The sequence below is a fragment of the Bradyrhizobium sp. AUGA SZCCT0222 genome (genome assembly GCF_018130205.1).
Lineage (GTDB): Bacteria > Pseudomonadota > Alphaproteobacteria > Rhizobiales > Xanthobacteraceae > Bradyrhizobium.
Genome location: NZ_JAFCLX010000041.1, coordinates 1 through 20,295, shown reverse-complemented (window position 1 = coordinate 20,295; position 20,295 = coordinate 1). Strand labels below are relative to the sequence as shown.

Sequence of the window (20,295 nt, the reverse complement as noted above, 5' to 3'; positions counted from 1 at the left end):
CCGCGCCGGACCCGCCTAACCCGCTCTGCAGGCTCATTTCCCGGTGTTTCGGCCAGACACGTCCTGCCGCCGGCGGGGGCATGAACCGCATCAGGTTAACGTGACTTAAATAGACGCTGGCCACAAACATCGGTAGAACCAGCCCGTTAGCTAATCCCTTTTGCAGAGACACGAATTGATGGCAGCTGCTCCCGGTGTCCGGCGGTCCGAACTCGGTATTGCGCTGCGCGCCTGTCGCAACGCGTTTATCGGCGTCGGCGTCATGAGCTGCATGATCAATCTGCTGTATCTGACCGGCTCGATTTTCATGCTGGAGGTCTATGACCGCGTGATTCCGAGCCGGAGCGTGCCGACCCTGATCGGCCTCGTCGTGCTCGCCGGGGGACTATACGTCGCCCAGGGCGGCCTCGACCTGATCCGGGGCCGGATTCTCGGCCGCATCGGCACCGCGCTCGATGAAGCCATCAATGCCCGCGTGTTCGATACCATCGTGCGCCTGCCGCTGATGGTGGGCGCCCGTAATGAAGGCCTGCAGCCGCTGCGCGACCTCGATAACGTGCGCTCCTTCCTCGGCAGCCAGGGGCCGGGCGCGTTTTTCGATCTGCCCTGGCTGCCGTTCTACCTCGCCATCTGTTTCGCATTCCACTGGCTGCTGGGCCTTACCGCGCTGGTCGGCGCCATCATCCTGGTGATCCTCACCGTGATCACCGAAGTGATGTCGCGCCAGCCGGCCAAAGACGCCATGATGCTGGCGGCGCGGCGCAACGATCTGGCGGCGACCAGCCGGCGCAACGCCGAAGTGCTGGTCGCGATGGGCATGGCCGGACGGCTGACCAAGCGTTGGACCGAAGCCAACGAGACCTATCTGGCCGGCAATCAGCGCGCCAGCGACGTCGCGGGCGGCCTCGGCGCAATCGCCAAGGTGCTGCGCATGATGCTGCAATCGGCGGTGCTGGCGGTCGGTGCCTATCTGGTGATCCATCAGGAGGCGTCCGGCGGTATCATCATCGCAGGCTCGATCCTGAGCGCGCGGGCGCTGGCGCCGGTCGATCTGGCGATCGCGCACTGGAAGGGTTTCGTCGCGGCGCGCCAGAGCTGGCATCGCCTCACCAAGCTGCTCGAACAGATACCGGCGCAGAACACCCAAACCTTGCTGCAGAGCCCGTCGAAGCGATTGTCGGTCGAGGGCGTCACCATCGTGCCGCCCGGCGATCAGCGGGTCATCGTCCAGGATGTCACTTTTGCGGTCGAGGCCGGAACCGGTGTCGGTGTGATCGGGCCCAGTGGATCGGGCAAGTCGTCGCTGATCCGTGCCTTGGTCGGCGTCTGGATGCCGGTGCGCGGCAAGGTGCGGCTCGATGGCGCCGCGCTCGATCAATGGTCGTCCGACGTGCTCGGCCGTCACGTCGGCTATCTGCCGCAGGACGTCGAATTGTTCGCCGGCTCGATCGCCCATAATATTTCCCGTTTCGATCCCGACGCCAAATCGGATGCGATCATCACCGCGGCCAAGGAGGCCGGCGTGCATGACATGATCATCAAGATGCGCGAGGGCTATGACACCCAGATCGGCGAGCAGGGGACCGCGTTGTCGGCCGGGCAGGCGCAGCGCGTCGGGCTGGCGCGGGCGCTGTATGGCCATCCCTTCCTGATCGTACTCGACGAGCCGAACTCCAACCTCGACACCGAGGGCGACGAGGCGCTGACCCGTGCCGTTCGCGCCGCGCGCGAGCGCGGCGCCATCGTGATCGTGGTGGCGCACCGGCCGATCGGCATCGAGGCGGTCGACCAATTACTGGTGCTGAAGGACGGCCGCATGCAGGCGTTCGGGCCGAAGGAAACCGTTCTCGGCCAGGTGCTGCAGCGCGCCGTCCCGCCGCCGCCCGCGCCGATCAAGATCGTTGCCCCTGGAGCCAAATCATGAGCGAGGAGTTGAAAGGCGCCCGCCGTTCGATACGGTCGCATCTGGTTGTCGGCCTGGCGCTGATGCTGGTGCTGGTGGGCGGATTCGGCGGATGGGCCTCGACGGTGCCGATCTCCGGCGCGCTGATCGCGCCGGGAGCCGTGGTGGTCGATTCCAACGTCAAGAAGGTGCAGCACCCGACCGGTGGCGTGGTCGGCGAAGTGCGGGTGCGCGACGGCGATACCGTCAAGGCCGGCGACATCGTGGTCCGCCTCGACGAGACCGTGGTCAAGGCAAGCCTGGCGATCGTTGTCAAAACCCTCAACGGATTGTTGGCGCGGGCGGCACGGCTGGAGGCCGAACAGCGCGGCACCGACAAGATCAAGTTTCCCCCGCTGCTGGCCGATCGCGCCGACGATGCCGACGTCAGGGACGTCATGGCGAGCGAAACCAAATTGTTCGAGGTTCGTGTCCACGGCCGCGCCGGGCAAAAGGCCCAGCTGCGCGAGCGGGTCATGCAACTCAATGAGGAAATCGAGGGCCTCTCGGCGCAGGAGAAAGCCAAGGACAAGGAAATCGCACTGGTCGAAAAGGAACTGATCGGCGTCCGCCAGCTCTACGACCAGCGCCTGATCCAGATCTCGCGCCTGACCACGCTGGAGCGCGATTCCGCCCGCCTGTCGGGCGAACGCGCGCAATACATCGCCTCGCGCGCGCAGGCCAAGGGCAAGATCACCGAGACCGAGCTGCAGATCATCCAGATCGACAAGGAACTGGTCAGCGAGGTTTCCAAGGATTTGCGCGAGACCAACGACAAGATCGGCGAATTCGTCGAGCGCAAGGTCACCGCGGAAGATCAGCTCCGCCGCATCGACATCCGGGCGCCGCAGGCCGGCATGGTGCTGCAATCGACGGTGCATACCGTCGGTGGCGTGATCACCGCCGGCGACGCCATCATGATGATCGTGCCGCAGGCCGACGATCTCTCGGTCGAGGCCAAGGTCAATCCGCAGGACATCGACAAGCTGCAGATCGGCCAGAAGACATTGCTGCGGCTATCGGCCTTCAACCAGCACACCACGCCGGAACTGAACGGCAAGGTCACCAGGGTCTCGGCCGACGTCACCACCGAGCAGCGCACCGGGCAAACCTATTACACGATCCGCGTTTCGTTGCCGCCGCAAGAAGTTGCCCGCCTCGGCGACAACAACAAGCTGATCCCGGGCATGCCGGTGGAAGCCTTCGTGCAAACCGGCGACCGCACCATGTTCTCGTATCTGATGAAGCCGCTGAGCGATCAGCTGATGCGTTCGTTCAGGGAGAAGTAGTTCGTCGTCCCGGTTTTGGTGGATCTCGTCGTCCCGGCGAAGGCCGGGACCCATAACCACAGGCTTTAGTGGTTTGCAAAATTCGTCGAACAGCGTCCCTTAAAGCGAGCGACACGGCGTATGGGTCGCGGCCCCCGTGCGCAATTGCGCACTAGGCCGGGACGACACTGATGGCCTATCAATAACACCGCGTGATGTTGATGGTCGTCTGGCCGTTGCGTCCGGGAACCGTGACGGGCTCCGAGGAGCAGCTCGACACATAGGGCCGGTCGGACGGCACAACGTTCGGCGGATAGCGATGCGCCCAATCCCAGGGCACGTCATAAGTATAGGTGTAACGGATGTCGCGCGTGGTGGACTGGGGCGCCTCGACCACAGTCTCGCCGTTAGAGGGCGAATAGTAATAGCCGCCGCCTCCCGGCCAGTAGGTCCCGACATTGTGCCGGCGGTGATGTCCGAAACCGTGGGCGGCCGGCGAATGAGACCCCGAACGCACGCCACCTGGCGCTGTTCCTGATCTTGCGAACGTATCGCCCGCGGCTAACAAAAGCGCGGCTGCGCTGAGAGACGCGACAAGCGCCGAATGCATTCTATACGCCATGGCACATACCAATCGTTGGTTTCCAGGCGGCTCCCCCAAGCCGCTCCCTGATGCACGCTAGGTCGGGCCTTTCGGGCCCGCAAACGCATACTTAATGATTGGTTAAGATGTAACGTTAATAGGGTCGAGTTTCGAGTGAAACCTGCCGTCCTGGCTCTATAAACCGTCGTCGTCCCGGCGAATGCCGGGACCCATACTCCGCGGCGCCAGTAATTCAAGGAAGGTATCTAACGCCACTGCCCAACGATGGGACTCGGCGTATGGGTCCCGGCCTTCGCCGGGACGACGGCTATGACCGCCTGTCATATTCGTCCGGTCCCATCGCCCAGGCCCATTGTTCGTGGCCGGGCGCGTAGGTGCGGTTGGTCTCTGCCGGGTTGCGGTTGACCAGCGGCCGCATGAACATCGGGTGCGTGGCGCTGCGTACCTCGTGCTCGACCGTGAACAGATGCTTGCCGCTGTCGAGGTCGACGATGTCCTTGAACCGGTACTGGTACGGGTTGTCTTCCTGCGAGACCAAATTGCGCTCCAGGAGCTTGCGGTAGGGGCCCGAGAAATTCGTGATGTAGATCTGCACGTGGTGGCCGTCGAATTCCGGCTGCTTCCGGTCGGTCTCGCGGAATTGCAGATATTGATCCTTGCCGACCTTGACGCGCGCCGTGGTGCCGTCGCCGTTTTTTAATTCGGCCGGCATTCCCATGATCTCGGGGTAGAAGCCGCAAATGGCTTTCGCTGTCCCAACCGGCACGTCGAACTCGACATAGGGAATGCCGAGCGTGATGCGGCCGAAGCGCGCGGCGTCCGGCTCATAGCAGCGCACGCGATTGCCCCAGGGACAGATCGCCTCGACATGATCATTGTGTTCGCGATACGCGAATTTGGTGCCTTCGAGCTTTTTGGCGACCGACGCCAGCCGTTCGAGCAGCGCCTCGCGGCCGGAGATGACGATGCCGGTATGGCCGCGCAGCACCTGTGCCTCACCATCAGGCAGATGAAACTGGCTCCTGCCGACATTCACCCACATGTTGCTGTCCGACACCATCAGATAGGGATCGCGTGTCAGTCCGAGCCCGGTGACATAGAACAACGTCGCCAGCCGCTGATCGGGCACGAAGACATTGACATGTTCGAAATGGATCGAGTTGCCGAGGTCTTCTGCGGCGCGGTCGAACGGCTGTTGCATGGCTGCGATCCCTGGATGTTTCAGCGGATTATAGTCAGGCGCGGCGCCATGATCCAGCCGTCGCCGCGACGGCAGAGCAGGTATCTTCCCCGAGCGCATCACGGGCATCGCCGATCAGACATTTCAAAGGGTGCGGCGGATATACCCAGCCGGTCGCGCAGGGATTGGTGATAGGATAGCCTTCGATAAGTGAGCGATCGGAAAGCCGGGATGCTGCGGCGCAGGCCGTCGTCGCGGCGCGACCATAGACGGGAGCGGGTGCCGAGATGATCACAATCCCCCAATTGACCGCGCAAGCGCTGGGTTCGTTCCTGTCACGGGAAACCGAGGGACGGTTCGGCGCCTCGCATTCCGATTTGACGAAACTACTGCCTTTTGCCGCGCGGCTGACCCTGGAGTGCATCGGCAACAGCGATGCGCTGTATCACAACATCGAGCACACCATGCTGGTGACGCTGGTGGGCCACGACATCCTGGTCGGCCGCGCGCTGGCGCGCGCCACCACGGCCGACGATTACGCCAACTTCATCATGGCCTGCCTCGCCCATGATATCGGATATGTCCGCGGCGTCGTCCAGGGCGACGAGGATGACGCCTTTGTTGCAGACCTCAGCGGCCGCAAGGTCCATCTTCCGGTTGGATCGTCCGACGCCGCGCTAGCGCCCTACCATGTCGACCGCTCAAAGCTGTTCGTGATCGAGCGGCTCGATGCCGTGGAGGAAATCGACGCGGCCCGGATTTCCCGGGCGATCGAATACACCCGTTTTCCCTACGCCACGAGTCCGAACGATGGTGATGACCTCAACGAGGAGGAGGGATTGCTGCTGCGCGCGGCCGATCTGATCGGCCAGCTCGGCGATCCCAATTACATGCGCAAGTCGAATGCGCTGTTTTACGAGTTCGAGGAGATCGGGCTGAACAAGACGCTGGGCTACGCGACGCCCGCCGACATCGTTTATCGATTTCCGCAGTTTTATTGGACCAACGTCGCGCCGCAGATCCAGCTTGCGATCCGCTATCTCAACGTCACCTCCAGCGGCCGGCAATGGATCGCCAATTTGCACAGCAACGTGTTCCGGGCGGAGCGGGAGGTGAATCTGTCGGGACCGCAGCGATAAGCGTCGCGCGATCATGGCCTGGCGGATATTCCGGCGTCGTCCCGGCCTAGTGCGCAATGGCGCACGGGGGGCCGGGACCCATAACCACAGGGAGAAGTTTTGCGAAAGGCCTCTGCTACCGAGGCTTCATCGAGAGATCACGCGGTATGGGTCCCCCGATGCGCAATTGCGCATCTGAGCTCAAGGCCGGGACGACGATGGTGGTTATCGCGACACATTCTCCAACAACAGGCCCAGCGCCGTGCTCGCAAACTTCTGCATGTTCGCCTGCCGGTCCGCGCTGCCGGTCTCGAGCGTGAACACTGCATTCTGCGGGCCCGCGACCGCCATGCAGCTGTGGCCGGCGGCGTCGCCGTAGCGGTTGCCGGTCGGTCCCGTGGCGCCGGTCTCGGACAGGCCCCAATCGGTGGCGAAGCGCTGGCGCACCTGGCTCGCCAGCAGTTTGGCATAGGGCTCCGACGCCGAGCGGAGGCCTTTCATCGCTTCATCGGAAATATCCATCAGGATGCGCCGCGCGTCGCGGGTGTAGACCACGCCGCCGCCGAGGAAATAGGCGGATGCGCCGGGCACCGACAGCAGCGCCGCCGAGATCAGGCCGCCGGTCGAGGATTCCGCGATCGCGATCGTTTGTTTTCGCTCGATCAGTTTGACGGCGATCTTCTCGGCGATCGTTACGAGCTCTTTCATTCCTCAACTCCGGCGCAGCATTTGTTTCAGCAATGACTTCTTGTCGGGCTTGTCCGCCAGCGAATGATAGACGACGCGAATGAAGTTCGTGGAGGCGAGCTCCGTCGGCGCCCATTTCTTGTCGAGATCGGCGAACGGTTTGGCGGCCACCACGTCGTCTTCGCTCTTGCCTTCCTTCACCAGCTTCGCCATGCGGTCCCGCGCGGTGACCAGCATGGCGCGATACTCGGTCAGAGCTGCCTTGTCGGCGATCGGGCCGTGGCCCGGCACGATGCGGCTCTTGGCATTGGTCATTTTGAGATAGGCGTTGGCCGCCGCGATCATGCCCTTGATATTGCCGCCATTGGCGAAGTCGATGTTGGGATAGCGGCCATTGGTGAAAGTGTCGCCGGTCGACAGCACATTGGCGGTCTTGAACCACACATAGGTGTCGCCGTCGGTATGGGCGTGGGCGATGTGCCTGAGGTCGGCGACGCGGCCGGGAAGCCGGATCTTGAGCGTCCCGCCGGCATAGGTCTTTTTCGGCAGCGCGCCGGCCGCGGCGGGCGGCGTCTTGACGCCGGTCAGGCCGTTGGTGGTTCCCTCCGCCAGGCGAATCTTGACGTTGACGTCGGAAACGATGGTGACGCCGTCCTTGGCGAAGGCTTCATTCCCGCCGGTGTGGTCGCCGTGATAATGCGTGTTGATGAGATATTTGATCGGCAGGTTCGAGATGGTCGATATCGCGGCCTTGATCTTGTCGTGCAGCGGCGCGAACTGGCCGTCGACCATGATGATGCCGGTTTTGCCCACCGCCACCGTGATGTTCCCGCCCTGGCCCTCGAGCATGTAGACGTTGTCGCCGAGGTCGGTGGTCTTGATCTCGACCTTGGAGAAATCGACCGGCGGGGGTGCGGCAGGCGGGGCAGGGGGCGCTGTCTGCGCGGCTACCGCGCCAGCCAGCAAAAGGGTGATGGCAACCGCCGTGCTTCCAGTCCGAATCATCAAAATCTCCTAAGGGCCGACCCATGTTTTCCTAGCACAGGGGGCTAGCGTTTGCCGAGTTGCGGCGCACCGGCCAGCCTGCTTGAATGCGGCCAAAGAACCAAGCGGCGCGGCTTACAAGATGCCGTGAGACCGCGGCCGTGCACGGGAAACCGGGCAAGGAAACATGGGCAAGGAAACTTGGGCAAAGGAAACGTCATGACGTCACCGATCGCAGGCGGTGTGGATTGCGACCTGCATCCCGCCGTGCCCCATCTGACCAGCCTGCTCCCGTACATGAACGACTATTGGCGCGACCAGGTGACGACGCGCGGCATGACCGATCTGGTGTCGCAATCCTATCCGGCCAATTCGCCGATCAGCGCGCGCCCCGACTGGCGTCCGGCGCAGGGCAAGCCGGGCTCCAGCCTCAGCGATATGCAAAAGCAGGCGCTTGATCGGTTTCAGGTGAGTTACGGCATCTGCAATCCCTTGTATGGCGTGCAGATGGTGTTTTCCGAGGACATGCAGGACGCCTTCTGCCGCGCGCTGAACGACTGGCTGGTGCAAGAGTGGCTCGACAAGGATTCCCGCCTGCGCGGTTCGATCGTGATCCCGACCCAGAGCGTGGAAAAATCAGTCGCCGAGATCGAGCGCTGTGCCAAAGACCCGCGTTTCGTTCAGGTGCTGATGCTTGTGATGGGCGACATACCGCTCGGCAAACGCGCCTATTGGCCGATCTATGCCGCCGCCGAGCGGCTCGGGCTGGCCATCGGCATCCACGCCGGCAGCGCCTATCACAACCCGCCGACCTCGGTCGGCTGGGGTTCCTATCATGTCGAGGATTACGTTGCCCAAGCGCAGGCGTTCCAAACCCAGTTGACCAGCCTGATCGTCGAGGGCGTGTTCGCCCGGCATCCGAAGCTGAAAATGGTGATGCTGGAAAGTGGCTTCACCTGGCTGCCGTCATATCTGTGGCGGCTGCACAAGTTCTGGCGCGGGGTGCGGATGGAAACGCCCTGGGTCGACCGCGCGCCGCTGGAAATTGTGCGCAGCAACATCCGCTTTTCGCTGCAGCCGGTCGACGCGCCGCCGGATCCCGCCACGTTAAATCGCCTGTTCGACCATATGCAGTCGGACGAATTGCTCCTATTCTCGACCGACTATCCGCACTGGCAATTCGACGGCGACGAGGTGCTGCCGGAGGGAATTTCGGAAGGTCTTGTGCGCAAGATCATGATCGATAATCCGCACGCGACCTATCCTCGTCTAACGCAGCCCGCGCGGGGGCATGATCCCGAAAAGTGGAATCCGGTTTTCGGACAAGATCATGCCCAAACGAAATAACAGCGACGAGTTTAATCCAGCGAAGCTGGATCAAACTCTAGTGGAGGCAACGCCATGAATGTGCAGTTCCGCACCGAGCCGTCAGCGTCTGTCAGCGTCAAGACCGCGATCGCCGATTGCGACATTCATCCCGCGCGCGCCACCGGGACCGAGCTCTATCCGTTCCTGGCAAAGCGCTGGCATTCGCATCTGGAGACCTACGGCAAGCACGCCTATCAGGGCATGATGGAAGGGCCGCCCTATCCGAAGGCGCAGCCGAATGCCTCGCGCCGCGACGCCTATCCGCCGGAAGGCGGCAAGCAAGGCTCCTCGCTGTCGTTCATGCAGAAGCAGCTGCTCGACCCCTACAATGTCACGCTCGGCGTGCTCAACCCGCTCGACACCGGGCAGGGCCTGCGTAACCACGATCTCAGCGCGGCGCTGGCGACCGCGATCAACGACTGGCAGATCGAGAAATGGACCAGCAAGGATTCGCGTCTCAAAGGTTCGATCGTCGTCGGCAATGAAGACGGCCCCACCGCCGCCGCCGAGATCCGCAAGCGCGCCGGCGACAAGAATTTCGTGCAGGTGCTGCTGCTCAGCCGCAATGTCGAGCCGCTCGGCCAGCGCCGCTACTGGCCGATCTATGAGGCGGCGCAGGAGATCGGCCTTCCCGTCGGCGTCCACGCCTTCGGCTTCGGCGGCAATCCGATCACGGCTTCCGGCTGGCCGAGCTTTTACATCGAGGAGATGGTCGGCCATTCGCAGTGCCAGCAGACCGCGCTCGCAAGCCTCGTGCTCGAGGGCGTGTTCGAGCGCTATCCCAAACTGAAGATGGTGATGATCGAGGCCGGCTTCGGCTGGGCGCCGTCGCTTTCATGGCGGCTGGACAAGAGTTTCGACCGGCTGCGCAGCGAGGTGCCGCATCTGAAGCGCCGTCCGTCGGAATATATCCGCGATCACATCTGGTGGACCACGCAGCCGATGGAAGATCCGGAACGGCGCGAGCATCTGTTCGAGTTGATCGAATGGATCGGCTGGGACAAACTGCTGTTCGCGACCGACTATCCGCACTGGGATTTCGACGAGCCCTCGCGCGTGCTGCCCCCCGGCGTCAGCGACGCCAACAAGCAGGCATTCTATCTCGACAATGCAAAGAAGCTGTACGGGATAACTTGATGGCCCGGCATGTCATTGCCCCGGTGGACGAGTTGCCGCCGGGGACACGAAAATTCCTCACCATCGACGAGCGGCCGATCGCGATCTTCAACGTCAAGGGCGAGTTTTTCGGCCTGTTGAACCGCTGCCCGCATCAAGGCGCGGCGCTATGCGAGGGACCGCTGATCGGGCTCGCCACATCTTCGGACCCCGGCAAGATCGAGTATACAAAACTCGGAGAAATCATCCGCTGCCCCTGGCACGGCTGGGAATTCGATATCCGCACCGGCCAGTCCTACTGCGACCCCAAACGCTTCCGCGTCAAAGCCTATCCCGTCAATGTCGAGCCTGGCACCAGCGTGGTGAAGGGGCCGTATGTGGCGGAGACCATCGCGGTCTCGGTCGAGAGCGACTACGTGGTGGTCGATCTGTAGCGGCCGCCGTTCCCGTGAACGCCGGCCGCTTCGTCATCCCTAGACAGCGTCTTTGGCAACCTTCAGCGGCGACGCCTTGACCGACTTGCTGGCCGGCTTGGCCGCGAATTCCATCGGCTCTTTCGTGAACGGATTGATGCCGCTGCGGGCTTCAGTCGCCGGCTTGTTCACGACAGACATTTTGACGAAGCCGGGAATGACGAACTCACCGGATTCATTCAGCTCCTTGTAGCCGACGGTGGCCATTTGCTCGATGACGGCCTTGACGTCATTCTTGGAAAGCTGCGTTCCCTCTGCGATTGCATCGATCAACTGAGTCTTGGTCATCTTGGCCATTGAAAATTACCTTTCTGTGTGGGGGAGAACGGATTGAAGCGCACGCGCTACGCTGGTTGCATAACTCGGTCTGGAGCGCGGCAAGGCCACGCAAATCGCTTCCCGTTCATGGCTGCGGTCATGAAAGCTACCGGGCTTAAAACCTATCGACGCCCAAAACGCAAGGCGTAGATCGGCCTGTGGGGAACCGCTTCCGGATCGATCGGCACCTGCAGGAGGCTGGTAAAGTCGCTGATACCACTGGCGTCCTGCGAGGTCAGGCGCTGATAACTCTGCCCGGATCATCTTGCAATGACACAACAAAATCCCGCTGTCGCGATGACAGATGCAGGCAACAGTCGTTAGCTTCGCGCTATGTGCTTGCCGTCGACATGGATATTCAATCGCTTCATGAAAAATCCGGACGCATAAATTTCCACAATCCGGTTGGCCTCTCCCGTCTTCAACGCGCCACACAGCAAGGCCGTGCGGGTTTAAAGAGACACACCGGAGGATGATTCAACCAGCTGCCCGTCGATGTACAGCTTCAAGATCATCCGTCCCGCCTTCTCCATATCCGGGACCGCGCTGCATGCGATCTGATGTCCTTCGAAGGTCGTCGTCACTTCCTCGGTAAACACACCCATTGCTTGATCTGCTCTATCCCGTTGTCCACCGAAATTGGCGGAGTTCGTCGAACTGCGGCGAACCGTCCCGAACCGTCGCCCTGGCCGCTATGGCTTCAACGTCCCCTGCAGCAGCTTGATGCCGTCGGCGAGCGCGCACTGCATCAACAGCGTATCTACGCCGTAGGCGATCATGCGAAAGCCTTTGGCGCGGAAATCGCGCGCCCACTTCTCGTCGCCGGCGAGGAAGCCTGGTGTCTTGCCGTGTTTCTCGCAGGCTTCGACCAGCCTATCGACAGCGCCAAGGAATTTCGGATGGTCGAACTGGCCCGGGATGCCCATGAAGTTCGTCAGATCGTAGTGGCCGAGCCAGACCACGTCGACGCCGTCGACCGCCGCGATCGCATCGACGTTCGCGATACCATCAGCGGTCTCCACCAGCGCGATCACCATCGTGCGCGCGTTTGCCTCGGCGATCTTGTCGGTCTCGGCTCCGCCGGCATAGTCGTCATGCGCCGCGACATTGAACGCGGCGCCGCGACGCCCGGTGGGCGGATATTTCGTGCAACCAACGATCGCCCTGGCCTGCTCAGATGTTTCGACCATCGGCACCATGATGCCCATCGCACCGATGTCGAGCGCGCGGGCGATGTGATGATAGTCGCCGGAGGGAACGCGCACGAGAGGCACCAGATCGAGCCCGCGGCAGAATGCGAACTGCGCCTTGACAGTCTCGAAACCGACGCCCGAATGCTCCATGTCATAGAGGATGAATTCGGCGCCGGCCTCGCGGCAGATCGAAGGATAGCCGGGCGTGAAGAACTCGAACGTCATCGTTCCGAACGCACAGCCCCCCGCCGCGAGCCGTGGCTTCAATGGATTTGGGCGCAACGGATTTTCCTCCGAGGGTTCTTATTGTTCAAGCGCCCGGCATGGCGAACACGGCAACGCAGCCGGGCACAGGCGTTGACGCAACTTTACGCACGGCCGCAGTTCCTATCAATGCTGCCGTCCGGAATGGCGGGTTCTTGTACGCAGCCGGCGTAAACCGTCGCTTGAGCGGATGTCCGCTGACGATGGAAGCTGACAAGATAATCCGACCACCGGTCGCCGGACCTCCGATATGATGACCCCCATTTCCCCAAGTTGGGCTACCTCCTCGTTTGTTTTGAATAGTGGTCAATATTGACCAGCCACATCGGATCCGGAAGCGCATGCTGCTTCCACCATCGCCCCAGTCACGGCAGCCGTTGGTGACAGCGAGTCAGTAACGCTTCCGCCAAGCAAGCATTCGGCTCCTTGTCCAGAATTTCTTGACCGGTATTGAGCGCCCGCGCGGATCTCGTTGAGGTCGAAAAGCAGGGTGGTTCGGAAGTCGTTGCTTGACCGGGTTTTCTTATCTTCAGCTCAGACGGAGATCGCATATGCAGGCAACGATACTTGCGAAACTCCGCGAATGGTCCATCCTTATAACCGCACTTTGTATTGCTCTTGGCGGAATCTTGTACGCAGCTTCTTTCTCATCGACACCGCCGGAATCGCTGGCGGTCGCGCCCACCGCCGCCAGTTCTCAGCCGCAAGCGTCAGTTGCTTCCAGGAATTCCGCGGCGCCGCCACAAAGTTCAGCCGCGGTCCCAGCACCAGCGGACCCGGCGACGCCAAGCCGCCCCCCGGCGTCGTCTGGACCGACGGCACACCAGATGCATGGCCACGCACCAACGCAGCCGTCGAGCGCTCCCGCGCTCAGGGCTGCTGCGACGAACGCTCCTCCGACGCAACCCGTTACTCCCGCGCCACCCCCAATACTGGCTGGCGGGACAGCCGTCGACGGCGATGCGGCGACAGGCCGCCAGGTCTACAGAAAATGCCAGGCCTGCCACTCGCTGGAGGTCGGCAAGAACGCCCTTGGCCCGAGCCTCGCCGGCATCATTGGCAAGAAGTCCGGCGAGGTGCCCAACTACAATTATTCGCCTGCGATGAAGGCTGCCAATTTGACTTGGGACGCAGCGACACTCGACGCCTATCTGCTTGATCCGTCAAAGCTGGTTCCGCAGAACAAAATGCCGTTCGCGGGATTGAAGACCGTGAACGAGCGCAAGGATGTGATCGCCTATCTGGTTGCGGCCGCGTCTCCGGCCGGCGCGCCGGCTGTTGCGCAGCGTTCGCCCTCGCCGGCGGCTGCGCCGGTGCAACCGCCAGCCCCGGGCGAACAGCGCGCTTCTGTTTATTTGCCGGAGGCCCGCTACACACTGCGTACCGGCATTGCAGAAGGACGGATGGTCTATCTTGGCGTCGGCGGCACCATCGACGGACAAGTCAATCCGCTTCTTTCAGCCGCGGAGGGACAGACGGTGCAGATCATCCTGATCAACGGAGAAGGTGCCGAGCACGACATCGTATTTCCGGAACAGAATGCAAGGTCGTCACGTATATTTAGCCCTGGCGCAAGCACAGCATTCGCGTTCCGCGCCACGCGCGCCGGAGATTTCACCTACCTGTGTAGCGTTCCAGGTCACGAGTTGGCGGGCATGCGCGGACAACTCGTCGTCACGCCGCGTCTGCCCGATCAGGTGCTGGTCGAAGCCGACATCTCGAGGAAATCGACCGAGGTTCCACCGCCGGTCGGCCAACGTCCGCCGCAGACAGTGCAAGTCGAACTCAACGCAGTCGAACTCGAAGGCCGCCTCGCGGAAGGGACTACGTTCGGCTATTGGACGTTCAACGGCCGCGTTCCCGGGCCGATGCTGCGCGTCCGCGTCGGAGACACCGTGGATGTGCGCGTCAAGAATTCCGCTGACAGTACGATGGTTCATTCGGTCGACTTCCATGCGACCACCGGACCCGGGGGCGGAGCCGCTTCCACACAAGTCGATCCCGGGGCGGAGAAATCATTCAAGTTCAAAGCGCTTATTCCGGGACTGTATGTCTACCACTGCGCCACGCCAATGGTGGCCCATCATATTGCCAACGGGATGTATGGTCTCATGCTGGTCGAGCCAGAAGGCGGACTGCCGGCGGTGGATCGCGAGTTCTACGTCATGCAGGGCGAGATCTATACTGAGGCGCCGTTCGGCCATCGCGGCAGTCAGGAATTCAGTGTTGAAAAATTGCTGAACGAGCGGCCGGAATATTTCGTTTTCAACGGTTCGGTGGGGGCGCTTTCAAAATTGCATCCGCTGGAGGCCAAGGTCGGTGAAACCGTTCGAATCTATTTCGGCGTCGGCGGACCCAACTACACGTCCTCCTTCCACGTCATCGGTGAAATTTTCGACCGAGTCTACAATCTCGGCGGCTTGCTAAGCGAGCCATTGCGTGGCGTGCAGACCGTCACCGTTCCAGCGGGTGGTGCAGTCATCACGGAATTCAAGGTCGAGGTTCCCGGCAACTATATGCTGGTTGATCATGCCCTGTCGCGCGCCGAGCGCGGCCTGGTCGGCATGTTGCATGTTGAAGGGCCACCCAACCCGGAAATTTTCGACGGCAAGATCGAACCCGGGACGGGCCATTGAGACTGATGGCTGCGCGACCTGGGTCAACCATGCCATTTAGCTGATGCTCGAAATCCTGCTGGCGCCTTGATCGCCCAGGGCGCGGCAGACACCGTCTCTTATATTCAAGGCGGCCGGGTCAAGGTTGTTGTCATATCTGAGCAAAGCAAGGCGTCAGTAGTCGGAATTCCTGGACCCGGCCAGTTCTCTGGTGGGTGTCAAGAGCCGGCCGACTCTGCGCCGCATTTCACACTCAGCCTTCGTTCGCAGAGGAACCTATGCGCTGCTGTGGACTACATACTCAAAGGGAGAAAACCAGATGAAGCTCAAATTCGCATTTCTCGCACTGGCCACCTTAGCCGGCGCTGCGCTTTCGACCGGAACCGCTTCGGCTATTCCGCTCGCCCCCTTGGGACAGCTCCAGCCTTCGAATGTCGAAAGTGTTGCAGTGGTCTGCGGTGCACGCGGCTGCGTTCGCACAGCGCCCGTGTATCGGCGAGGAGCCTACGTCGTCCGCCGCCCGTATGTACGTCGCGGTTATGGATATCATCGGGGCTATCGTCGCTACTAACCTTGAATGATCGGGTATGCGGCTACGCCGCGGCAGGTGGTCCGAACCAGATGGTCAGCGCGTCGGCGAGTCCCATCTGGGTCGAATCCCCCACCCAGGCCACATATCCATCGGGCCGAATTAATACGGCGTCGGGAGCGGTGACCGCGCCAAGCGCCGGAAGCTCCCACGCGCCATCATACTGGGCGTCGACTAGCTGCACCCGATCCGCCCACGGCGTGATGTCGAAGCTGCCGGGCTCGGCGAGATTGAGCAGCACCGGCCGGGCATCGTGCCGCAGGGTGAATAGCCGCAGCGGGCCGCCTGCGGTGGTCAGGTCGAGATCAGGCATGCGGCGTCCAAGCAGCTTGTGTCCCTCGCCGAGGTCGTAATGAATACCGAGACCGGACATGTCAGCGGCGAACCTCTTGCGCGGCTCGTCCATGGCCATCAGCTCCGCAACGGCCTCGCGCATCGCGTTGCTGCGGTCGTCGGTGCGGAGCAGCGCGACTTTCGCCATCGTGTTGCGCAACGCGAGCGCGGCGACCGGGTGCCGCTCGGCATGATACGTGTCGAGGAGGCTTTCCGGCGCCGTCTGCTTGACGACCTGGGCCAGCTTCCAGCCCAGGTTCACCGCATCCTGCACACCGAGATTGAGGCCCTGTCCGCCCGCCGGGTAATGCACATGTGCGGCGTCGCCGGCCAGCAGCACCCGTCTGTCGCGGTAGGAGGCGGCCTGACGGGTCATGTCGGTGAATCTCGAAATCCAGGTCGGACTGTGGATGCCGTAATCGGTCCCGTAGATGTCGATGAGCGCCTCGCTGAGATCGCGCAAGCTGGGTTCGCTGGCGGCTCCGACGTGGCGCTCGGTCACCATCACCCGCATCGGCCCGCCATCGAGGAAGACCACCTCGCCATCGCGGATTTCGTAATTCACCTTGCCGAAGGAATGGACGCCAAAGTCATTGCGGTGGATGCCCAGTTTCGGCTGCTCGGCCATCTCGACCTCGGCGAGCAAATTGCTGACGGTCGGATCCGATCCGGGGAACGCGATGCCGGCGGCTTTACGGATCAGGCTGCGTCCTCCGTCGCAGCCGACGAGATATTTCGCGCGCAGCGCTGTGCCGTCGGACAGCGCGACGTCCACGCCGCTGTCGTCCTGCGCGAAACCCGTCACCTCGATTCCGCGATAGACCGGCACCTTCAGCTCAAGGGCCCACTCGGCCAGGATGCGCTCGATATGGTTCTGCCACAGCCCGAGCCCGTAATTGTGCCGGGTGGGAAAGTCGCTGATATCGAGCGGGACGTGGAAGTGCACCACCCCGAACGTCTGTCCCTCCGAGAGGAACCGGTCGGCGATGCCGCGCTGATCGAGGATCTCGATGGTGCGGGAATGCAGGCCGCCGGCGCGCGAGCCCGCGAGTTCCTGGCTGGCCCGCCGCTCGACAATGGCGACGTCGATACCCGCCAACGCCAACTCGCCCGCCAGCATCAGCCCTGTCGGACCGCCTCCGGCGATCACCACCGCATGCTCGGTCTTTGCCGCACCCATGTCGTCCCTCCCGCTGTTGGCTTCGGCCGACGTTCTACGGGATGACCGGGGTCTTGAAGCAAGCCCCTTGCGCGCTACATATCAGTGTGGGGAGGCTGGGTATTCCGCTTTTTGCGGACAGAAGCCCGCCATTCAAGCCATCACCGCGTTCAAGGCCGCCGCAGGTTCGGGCAAGGCGATAACGGTTTTTGCCGCCACTGGAACGGTTCGGGCAACCAGCCGCTCGAGATCGCGAACCGACTGCTGCTCGACGAACTTGACCGCGATGCCGTTGGGCAACAGCCGCACGACGCGCCCAACGCATGCGCCGACCGCGAGCGGCATGCCGACGGGCGGCTGCACGGCGGTCGACACCGCAACGCCCGTGACCGAGCAATCGATGATGAAGCAGGGGTGGATCGAACTATCCGCCAGGGTCAGCGTGGAATGCGGATTAGGCGGCACGAAGCGCGCATTCTTTCGCAGCTCCAGCATCGTCGGATTTTTCTGCTTCTTCTCCAGCCAGGTCAGCATGTCAGAGAGTTTTTCGCGCCGCTCGCGCGTCATCTCCAGCTCGAGCATGAAACTGCGATTCATCGTGTCGCTGATGCTGCCCTCGAATCTTCCGAAGTCGCGGAAATACGACGTCAGGCGGTCGCCGATCTTGCCGACCACGGGCACCTCGACAATCATGCGGTACGGCGACACGCGCGTGGTGCGGCAGGCGAAGGTGCGAAGCTTGCCCTGCGGGTCATACCAGTTCGGCAGCGTGTAGCTGCCGCCGACGATGACGTTCACCGCTCGCTGGCTGAGGAAATCCTTAACAGGCACGATGGATCCTTGGGGAGCAAATGGGAGAGTTCGAGCGGCCGCTGATCTTTGTCAGCTTGATAGGCTGCTCCTCGGCCATTCGCGACCTCGGGCGCACCACGCGAAACGCCGTTCGCTCGTGGAGAGCTGAAGCAATCTCGACGCGGTAGCCTTTAAGGGCACTTCCTGAAGGGGAGGTAAAAGGGTAGGCGGAATCGGCAAAAAATACCGCTGTTCCCTCAGTGGAACCTGATCGGCGCATCGATCGAGGACTGACTGCTTTCGGTACTAGCGCCTCATTTCACCTCGCGTCAGAACCGGCTTCAACTCCCGGAGGCAAAACTCAAAAACCGTGCTCACCCTAGCCAATTTCCGCAAATCCTTGTGGGTGAAGAGAAACAGCGGATAATCCAGTTCAGGGATCGAGCCTATTACTTTGATCAGGTCGCCGTCTCCCGCGGCATACACGGCGGGCAAGGGTGCAAGACCGGCCCCGGATTTGATGGCCAAATGCACACTGGGAATATTGGTGCAGCTCGCCGCAATTTGTGCGTTCGGAGCATGCGATTTCATCCACCGCGCGGCGGGCAATTCCTTGATGTCGCCTGCAAGTTCGATAATCCTGAAATTGTCGAGGTCTGCGGGTGTCGCTGGACGGCCATAACGTTCAACGAAGGCCGTGCTTCCGAAGATGGCCCAGGGTACATCGGCGATCTTCCTGCCTACCAATGACCCGTTATCGGCGCCACCGCCCCGGATCGCGATATCGGCTTCGCCTTTGGAAAGATCGAGCGCCCGTTGTTCCATGATCAGCTCGATCTTGATGCCGGGGTGGCGCAAATGAAACTGATCGAGAAGACCAGACCTGATGATGCGTTGCCCCACCGTGACATGACTGGTCAGCTTGACGTGTCCCGCGGCTGCCAGATCGAGCGCTGAAATCCTGCGCTGCAATGCGTCGATCGCCGCCTCGACCGGCTCTGCATCCTTGAGGAGTTGCTCCCCGAGCGAGGTCAAACGATAGCCTTCTGTCCTCCGCTCCGCGAGCGAACAGTTCATGGCCCTCTCAAGCGCACGCAACCGGCGTTGGACGGTCGATTGATTGACGCCGAGAGCCTTGGCGGCGCTCTGCAGGCTGCCCTGGCGGGCGATAGCCAGAAAATATCGCAGGTCATTCCAGTCGAACATCCCGCCACCCGCATTTTTGCCAGCACGGCGCGCAGACTTGCGGCTCCAATCGGCCGCTTGCCGATAGTATCAACGGTCCGACCATAGGGCTTTTCGGGATAAGGATCAAAACAATGAGGCAGTATCTTTCCTTGGCCGGCACGATTGCAGTGAGCGTGGCGGTATTGGTCGCGGCGCCGGCCGCTATCGCGCAGCAAGCGGCCGACAACGAGGCGGCCATTCGGCAAGTGATCGTGGAAATGACGGAGGGATTCAACAATCATGACGGCAAGGCCGCTTCGCGCATGTACACGCAAGATGCGCGTCTCGTGACCGTTCGCGGCGATGTGATGAGCGGGCCAGCCGAAATCGAGAAGGGATTGTCGGGGATATTTGCAACCCGCGCCAGGAATGCCACCCAGCGTACGATGGACGTGAAGATTCGACTGATCAAGCCGGATGTCGCATTCGCTTACGTAACCAATGAGCTTAGCGGGTTGGTTGCTCCAGACGGGCGATCGCTGCCCGCGCATCAGGAATTGAGTCTGCGGGTATTCGTGAAGGATGGCGGAGTGTGGCAGGTGGCTGCTTTTCACAACACGATGATTGCCCCGTTCGCGCCGCCCGCCCGGTAATAGCCCTGAATCGATGTCCTGACTTACTTGCGATCTGCAGATCGAGATCGCGCCACGCGCAACGGCAATCCGGATGCGGTGGGTGCGACAAAGCAGCCCGACGGCTGTGCCCGGCGTAGCCTTGGCGAAGCCGGGCAAGTCACTTCTGTTATTCAGAAGTCATGTCAAGACCCAAAATAAAAAATATTTCTGTTTACCAGAATGACAAATCAGCATATATGTGAGCCATCCCGTCCCACTCAGAGGGCGTCGGCCGTCGTCACGGACGTTGGACGGGTTGCGATGGACGCTGGTTTACGCCTCGACGACGGCGTGGATAAGCGTACGGCAAAACCGTGTGGTCCTGGCGCCCGTTGCTGGCGTCAAGCCGTCGGCTAAGCGCAAGCTGAACCGGTGGTGACGGAGTCAACCAAGAACTCGTCTCCGGGGAGAGCACGGCATAAGCCGTAAAGCCATTGCGCAGGGAAGGCCG

18 protein-coding genes are annotated in these 20,295 nt (G+C 61.9%); 8 read left to right on the top strand and 10 right to left on the bottom strand.

Going from position 1 to position 20,295, the window contains the following annotated elements; genetic code table 11:
• Positions 1 to 178 precede the first annotated feature (178 nt).
• Positions 179 to 1,924, top strand: coding sequence for a type I secretion system permease/ATPase (locus JQ629_RS28005; protein WP_212415359.1), 1,746 nt, complete (start codon positions 179 to 181; stop codon positions 1,922 to 1,924).
• Positions 1,921 to 3,231 carry an HlyD family type I secretion periplasmic adaptor subunit gene (locus tag JQ629_RS28000; RefSeq protein WP_212391742.1) on the top strand — a complete coding sequence of 437 codons (1,311 nt, stop codon included), beginning with the start codon at positions 1,921 to 1,923 and terminating at the stop codon, positions 3,229 to 3,231. The genes JQ629_RS28005 and JQ629_RS28000 overlap by 4 nt, the downstream gene beginning before the upstream one ends.
• 178 nt (positions 3,232 to 3,409) lie before the next feature.
• On the opposite strand, the gene JQ629_RS27995 is transcribed toward JQ629_RS28000, so the two are convergent.
• Together JQ629_RS27995 and JQ629_RS27990 are read right to left on the bottom strand one after the other, a co-directional pair.
• Positions 3,410 to 3,727, bottom strand: coding sequence for a hypothetical protein (locus JQ629_RS27995; RefSeq protein ID WP_312011116.1), 318 nt, complete (start codon positions 3,725 to 3,727; stop codon positions 3,410 to 3,412).
• 394 nt (positions 3,728 to 4,121) lie between these two features.
• Positions 4,122 to 5,015 (bottom strand): hypothetical protein, encoded by an 894-nt coding sequence (locus JQ629_RS27990; protein ID WP_212415358.1) that lies wholly within the window; start codon positions 5,013 to 5,015, stop codon positions 4,122 to 4,124.
• 266 nt (positions 5,016 to 5,281) lie between these two features.
• Between JQ629_RS27990 and JQ629_RS27985 the strand changes: the two genes are divergently transcribed.
• Positions 5,282 to 6,133 (top strand): HD domain-containing protein, encoded by an 852-nt coding sequence (locus JQ629_RS27985; RefSeq protein ID WP_212415357.1) that lies wholly within the window; start codon positions 5,282 to 5,284, stop codon positions 6,131 to 6,133.
• A gap of 204 nt (positions 6,134 to 6,337) precedes the next feature.
• On the opposite strand, the gene JQ629_RS27980 is transcribed toward JQ629_RS27985, so the two are convergent.
• Positions 6,338 to 6,820 (bottom strand): CinA family protein, encoded by a 483-nt coding sequence (locus JQ629_RS27980; protein ID WP_212415356.1) that lies wholly within the window; start codon positions 6,818 to 6,820, stop codon positions 6,338 to 6,340.
• A gap of 3 nt (positions 6,821 to 6,823) precedes the next feature.
• Positions 6,824 to 7,804 (bottom strand): MBL fold metallo-hydrolase, encoded by a 981-nt coding sequence (locus tag JQ629_RS27975; RefSeq protein ID WP_212415355.1) that lies wholly within the window; start codon positions 7,802 to 7,804, stop codon positions 6,824 to 6,826.
• 198 nt (positions 7,805 to 8,002) lie between these two features.
• Here JQ629_RS27975 and JQ629_RS27970 point away from each other — a divergent pair, with 198 nt between their 5' ends.
• Genes JQ629_RS27970 through JQ629_RS27960 form a run of 3 tightly spaced genes read left to right on the top strand, consistent with a single transcriptional unit; the run spans position 8,003 to position 10,701 of the window.
• Positions 8,003 to 9,130 (top strand): amidohydrolase family protein, encoded by a 1,128-nt coding sequence (locus tag JQ629_RS27970; RefSeq protein WP_212415354.1) that lies wholly within the window; start codon positions 8,003 to 8,005, stop codon positions 9,128 to 9,130.
• Positions 9,131 to 9,184: 54 nt separating this feature from the next.
• Positions 9,185 to 10,288, top strand: coding sequence for an amidohydrolase family protein (locus JQ629_RS27965; protein WP_212415353.1), 1,104 nt, complete (start codon positions 9,185 to 9,187; stop codon positions 10,286 to 10,288).
• The gene (locus JQ629_RS27960) at positions 10,288 to 10,701 is read left to right on the top strand and encodes a Rieske (2Fe-2S) protein (protein ID WP_212415352.1); all 414 of its coding nucleotides are present in this window, start codon (positions 10,288 to 10,290) and stop codon (positions 10,699 to 10,701) included. The genes JQ629_RS27965 and JQ629_RS27960 overlap by 1 nt, the downstream gene beginning before the upstream one ends.
• A 39-nt stretch (positions 10,702 to 10,740) precedes the next feature.
• Here JQ629_RS27960 and JQ629_RS27955 read toward each other — a convergent pair whose 3' ends face one another.
• The 3 genes from JQ629_RS27955 to JQ629_RS27945 all read right to left on the bottom strand — a co-directional run bounded on the left by JQ629_RS27955 (position 10,741) and on the right by JQ629_RS27945 (position 12,476).
• Positions 10,741 to 11,037 (bottom strand): HU family DNA-binding protein, encoded by a 297-nt coding sequence (locus tag JQ629_RS27955; RefSeq protein ID WP_192737043.1) that lies wholly within the window; start codon positions 11,035 to 11,037, stop codon positions 10,741 to 10,743.
• A gap of 473 nt (positions 11,038 to 11,510) precedes the next feature.
• A complete protein-coding gene (locus tag JQ629_RS27950; protein WP_212415351.1) occupies positions 11,511 to 11,663 on the bottom strand; it encodes a hypothetical protein in 153 nt (50 codons plus the stop codon).
• A gap of 87 nt (positions 11,664 to 11,750) precedes the next feature.
• Positions 11,751 to 12,476: an HpcH/HpaI aldolase family protein gene (locus JQ629_RS27945; RefSeq protein ID WP_212415350.1), complete on the bottom strand. Its 726-nt coding sequence runs from the start codon at positions 12,474 to 12,476 to the stop codon at positions 11,751 to 11,753.
• Between the two features lie 590 nt (positions 12,477 to 13,066).
• Between JQ629_RS27945 and nirK the strand changes: the two genes are divergently transcribed.
• Positions 13,067 to 15,151: a copper-containing nitrite reductase gene (gene nirK, locus JQ629_RS27940; RefSeq protein WP_212415349.1), complete on the top strand. Its 2,085-nt coding sequence runs from the start codon at positions 13,067 to 13,069 to the stop codon at positions 15,149 to 15,151.
• Between the two features lie 572 nt (positions 15,152 to 15,723).
• Here nirK and JQ629_RS27935 read toward each other — a convergent pair.
• The 3 genes from JQ629_RS27935 to JQ629_RS27925 all read right to left on the bottom strand — a co-directional run bounded on the left by JQ629_RS27935 (position 15,724) and on the right by JQ629_RS27925 (position 19,209).
• Positions 15,724 to 17,232 (bottom strand): FAD-dependent monooxygenase, encoded by a 1,509-nt coding sequence (locus tag JQ629_RS27935; protein ID WP_212415348.1) that lies wholly within the window; start codon positions 17,230 to 17,232, stop codon positions 15,724 to 15,726.
• 132 nt (positions 17,233 to 17,364) lie between these two features.
• Positions 17,365 to 18,042 (bottom strand): PilZ domain-containing protein, encoded by a 678-nt coding sequence (locus JQ629_RS27930; protein WP_212415347.1) that lies wholly within the window; start codon positions 18,040 to 18,042, stop codon positions 17,365 to 17,367.
• A gap of 267 nt (positions 18,043 to 18,309) precedes the next feature.
• Positions 18,310 to 19,209, bottom strand: coding sequence for a LysR family transcriptional regulator (locus JQ629_RS27925; protein ID WP_212415346.1), 900 nt, complete (start codon positions 19,207 to 19,209; stop codon positions 18,310 to 18,312).
• A 113-nt stretch (positions 19,210 to 19,322) separates the two neighbouring features.
• Between JQ629_RS27925 and JQ629_RS27920 the strand changes: the two genes are divergently transcribed.
• Positions 19,323 to 19,823, top strand: a complete 501-nt coding sequence (locus JQ629_RS27920) for a YybH family protein (protein ID WP_212415345.1) — start codon at positions 19,323 to 19,325, stop codon at positions 19,821 to 19,823.
• The last annotated feature ends 472 nt before the right edge of the window (positions 19,824 to 20,295 follow it).

Bases quoted from the DNA above. Each gene is read 5' to 3' on its own strand.
- JQ629_RS27925 (WP_212415346.1), bottom strand. From the start codon at position 19,209: ATGTTCGACTGGAATGACCTGCGATATTTTCTGGCTATCGCCCGCCAG.
- JQ629_RS27970 (WP_212415354.1), top strand. From the start codon at position 8,003: ATGACGTCACCGATCGCAGGCGGTGTGGATTGCGACCTGCATCCCGCC.
- nirK (WP_212415349.1), top strand. From the start codon at position 13,067: ATGCAGGCAACGATACTTGCGAAACTCCGCGAATGGTCCATCCTTATA.
- JQ629_RS27920 (WP_212415345.1), top strand. From the start codon at position 19,323: ATGAGGCAGTATCTTTCCTTGGCCGGCACGATTGCAGTGAGCGTGGCG.
- JQ629_RS27975 (WP_212415355.1), bottom strand. From the start codon at position 7,804: ATGATTCGGACTGGAAGCACGGCGGTTGCCATCACCCTTTTGCTGGCT.
- JQ629_RS27950 (WP_212415351.1), bottom strand. From the start codon at position 11,663: ATGGGTGTGTTTACCGAGGAAGTGACGACGACCTTCGAAGGACATCAG.
- JQ629_RS27965 (WP_212415353.1), top strand. From the start codon at position 9,185: ATGAATGTGCAGTTCCGCACCGAGCCGTCAGCGTCTGTCAGCGTCAAG.
- JQ629_RS27980 (WP_212415356.1), bottom strand. From the start codon at position 6,820: ATGAAAGAGCTCGTAACGATCGCCGAGAAGATCGCCGTCAAACTGATC.
- JQ629_RS28000 (WP_212391742.1), top strand. From the start codon at position 1,921: ATGAGCGAGGAGTTGAAAGGCGCCCGCCGTTCGATACGGTCGCATCTG.
- JQ629_RS27990 (WP_212415358.1), bottom strand. From the start codon at position 5,015: ATGCAACAGCCGTTCGACCGCGCCGCAGAAGACCTCGGCAACTCGATC.
- JQ629_RS27960 (WP_212415352.1), top strand. From the start codon at position 10,288: ATGGCCCGGCATGTCATTGCCCCGGTGGACGAGTTGCCGCCGGGGACA.
- JQ629_RS28005 (WP_212415359.1), top strand. From the start codon at position 179: ATGGCAGCTGCTCCCGGTGTCCGGCGGTCCGAACTCGGTATTGCGCTG.
- JQ629_RS27955 (WP_192737043.1), bottom strand. From the start codon at position 11,037: ATGGCCAAGATGACCAAGACTCAGTTGATCGATGCAATCGCAGAGGGA.
- JQ629_RS27945 (WP_212415350.1), bottom strand. From the start codon at position 12,476: ATGACGTTCGAGTTCTTCACGCCCGGCTATCCTTCGATCTGCCGCGAG.
- JQ629_RS27935 (WP_212415348.1), bottom strand. From the start codon at position 17,232: ATGGGTGCGGCAAAGACCGAGCATGCGGTGGTGATCGCCGGAGGCGGT.
- JQ629_RS27985 (WP_212415357.1), top strand. From the start codon at position 5,282: ATGATCACAATCCCCCAATTGACCGCGCAAGCGCTGGGTTCGTTCCTG.